Source organism: Aeromicrobium sp. PFPM2_SD2, assembly GCF_057364525.1.
This window is the reverse complement of record NZ_JBNFNZ010000332.1, coordinates 1-2804: the sequence shown is the minus strand read 5'-3', so window position 1 is coordinate 2804 and position 2804 is coordinate 1. Positions and strand designations below refer to the sequence as shown.

General features: G+C 73.6%; 2 protein-coding genes and 1 pseudogene. All 3 read left to right on the top strand.

Going from position 1 to position 2804, the window contains the following annotated elements:
- Positions 1-822: pseudogene (gene pheS, locus AC2W7G_RS13095) on the top strand (phenylalanine--tRNA ligase subunit alpha); the annotation flags it as partial.
- Positions 822-1352, top strand: a complete 531-nt coding sequence (locus AC2W7G_RS13090; RefSeq protein WP_485868828.1) for a hypothetical protein — start codon at positions 822-824, stop codon at positions 1350-1352. The pseudogene pheS and the gene AC2W7G_RS13090, both read left to right, overlap by 1 nt.
- Before the next feature lie 26 nt (positions 1353-1378).
- Positions 1379-2804: phenylalanine--tRNA ligase subunit beta (locus AC2W7G_RS13085; protein ID WP_485868827.1), on the top strand; the 1426-nt coding region annotated here is incomplete at its 3' end.

The window sequence follows — 2804 nt, the reverse complement described above, 5'->3', positions numbered from 1 at the left end:
CGTCCTGGAGGCCGAGGCCGAGGAGCGCGCGCTGGCCGAGGAGACCGTCGACGTCACGCTGCCCTGGGACGGCCCGCGCGGCGCCCGGCACCCGCTGACCACCGTGCAGGAGCACGTCGCCGACATCTTCACCGCCATGGGCTGGGAGGTCGCCGAGGGCCCGAGGTCGAGGCCGAGTGGCTGAACTTCGACGCGCTGAACCTGGGCCCCGACCACCCGGCGCGCACCATGCAGGACACCTTCTGGGTCACGCCCGAGAAGGCGGCCATGGTGCTGCGCACCCACACGTCGCCGGTGCAGGCGCGCACGATGCTCACCCGCAAGCCGCCGATCTACGTCGCCGTGCCCGGACGCGTCTTCCGCACCGACGAGCTCGACGCGACGCACTCGCCGGTCTTCCACCAGGTCGAGGGGCTGGCCATCGACGAGGGCCTGACCATGGCCCACCTCAAGGGCACGCTCGACCACTTCGCCCAGGCGATCTACGGCGAGGGCACGACGACGCGCTTCCGGCCGTCGTACTTCCCGTTCACCGAGCCGAGCGCCGAGATGGACCTGCTCTGCTACGTGTGCCACAACGAGCCCGGAGCCGTCGCCGAGTGCCGCACGTGCCGCGGCGAGGGCTGGATCGAGTGGGGTGGCTGCGGCGTCGTGAACCCGCGGGTGCTCATCGCCTGTGGCGTCGACCCCGAGCGGTACTCCGGCTTCGCCTTCGGCATCGGCCTGGACCGCACCATCACCGGCCGCTACGACATCGCCGACCTGCGCGACCTGATCGACGGCGACATCCGTTTCACCGAGGCGTTCGGAGTGGAGCTCTGATGCGAGTACCCCTGTCCTGGCTGCGCGAGTACGTCGAGCTGCCGCAGGACCTGTCCACCCAGCAGCTGGCCGACCGGCTGACCGCGTTCGACCTCAAGCTCGAGGAGATCGTGTCGTCGGGCGTCAGCGGCCCGCTGGTCGTCGGCCGCGTCCTGTCGCTCGTCAAGGAGCCGCAGAAGAACGGCAAGACGATCAACTGGTGCCGGGTCGACGTCGGCCCCGAGCACAACGAGCCGGCCACCGACGAGCTGCCGGCCGGACGCGGCATCGTCTGCGGCGCGCACAACTTCGTCGAGGGCGACCTCGTCGTCGTCTCGCTGCCCGGCACGGTGCTGCCGGCCCTGGGCTTCGAGATCACCGCGCGCAAGACGTACGGGCACGTGTCCGACGGCATGATCTGCTCGCTGGCCGAGCTGGGCCTGCCCGGCGACGCCAGCGGCATCATCGTGCTCGAGCCCGGCCGGCCGAGCCCGGTGACGACGCCATCGCCCTGCTCGGGCTGGACCAGGAGATCCTCGACCTCGAGGTGAACCCCGACCGCGCGTACGCGCTATCCATGCGCGGCGTCGCCCGCGACGCCGGCCTGGCGCTCGGCGTCCCGTTCCACGACCCCGCCGCGCTGGAGCCGCACGCCGGCGACGGCCCGGGCGCCTACCCGGTCTCGGTCGAGGCCCCGGAGGCCTGCCCGGTCTTCACCGCGCTGACGGTCACCGGCTTCGACCCGTCGCGTCCCACGCCGGACTGGATGGTGCGCGCCGTCGAGGGCGCCGGCATGCGCTCGATCTCGCTCGCGGTCGACATCACCAACTACGTGATGCTCGAGCTCGGCCAGCCGATCCACGGCTACGACAAGGCGGCGCTGCGCGGTCCGATCGTCGTCCGGCACGCCACCGCGGGCGAGACGCTCACGACGCTCGACGGCACGACCCGCACCCTGGGTACGTCGGACCTGCTCATCTGCGACGACCGCGGCCCCATCGGCCTGGCCGGCGTCATGGGCGGCGCGGAGGTCGAGCTGTCGGCGACCACGACCGACGTCGTCGTCGAGGCCGCCTACTTCGACCCGGCGACGATCGCCCGCACCGCCCGCGTGCAGAAGCTGCCGTCGGAGGCGTCCAAGCGCTTCGAGCGCGGCATCGACCCGACCATCGCGGCGGCCGCGGCCACGCGGGTCGCCCAGCTCATGGTCGAGCTCGGCGGCGCCACGCTCGAGCCGGGCATCACGGTCGTCGGCCGCGCCCCGGAGCAGCCCGCGATCGAGGTGCGCGCCGACCTGGCCGCCCGGGTCACCGGCATCGACATCGACGCCGGCACCGCCGTCGCCGCCCTGGAGGGCAACGGCTGCGCGGTCGAGGTCGACGGCGACCAGCTCGTCGTGACCCCGCCGCCGTGGCGTCCCGACCTCACCGACCCGTACGACCTGGCCGAGGAGGTGCTGCGCGTCGTCGGGTACGACCAGGTGCCCTCGGTCCTGCCCGTCGCCCCCGCCGGCCGCGGCCTGACCAAGGCCCAGCGGCTGCGCCGCCGGGCCGGCCTCGTGCTGGCCGGCCAGGGCCTGGTGGAGGTCAAGACCTTCCCGTTCGCCGGCCCGGCCGACCTGGACCGGCTCGGCCTGGACGCCGACGACGTGCGCCGTCGCCAGGTGCTGCTGGAGAACCCGCTCTCGGCCGAGGAGCCGGGCATGACGACGACGCTGCTCGTCGGCCTGCTCAAGGCGGCGGTGCTCAACCTGGGCCGCGGCCACACCGACGTCGCGCTGGTCGAGACCGGACGCGTGTTCCTGCCCGGCGACGCCGCCCTGGAGGCCCCGATCTACGGCGTCGACCGTCGTCCGACCGACGACGAGCTCGCGGCCCTGGACGCGGCGCTTCCGCACCAGCCGTGGCACGTCGGCCTGGTCATGGCCGGCCACCGCGAGCGTCCGGGCTGGTACGGCCCCGGCCGCGACGTCAGCTGGGCCGACGCCGTCGAGACGGTGCGCG

Bases quoted from the DNA above. Each gene is read 5' to 3' on its own strand.
- AC2W7G_RS13090 (WP_485868828.1), top strand. From the start codon at position 822: ATGCGAGTACCCCTGTCCTGGCTGCGCGAGTACGTCGAGCTGCCGCAG.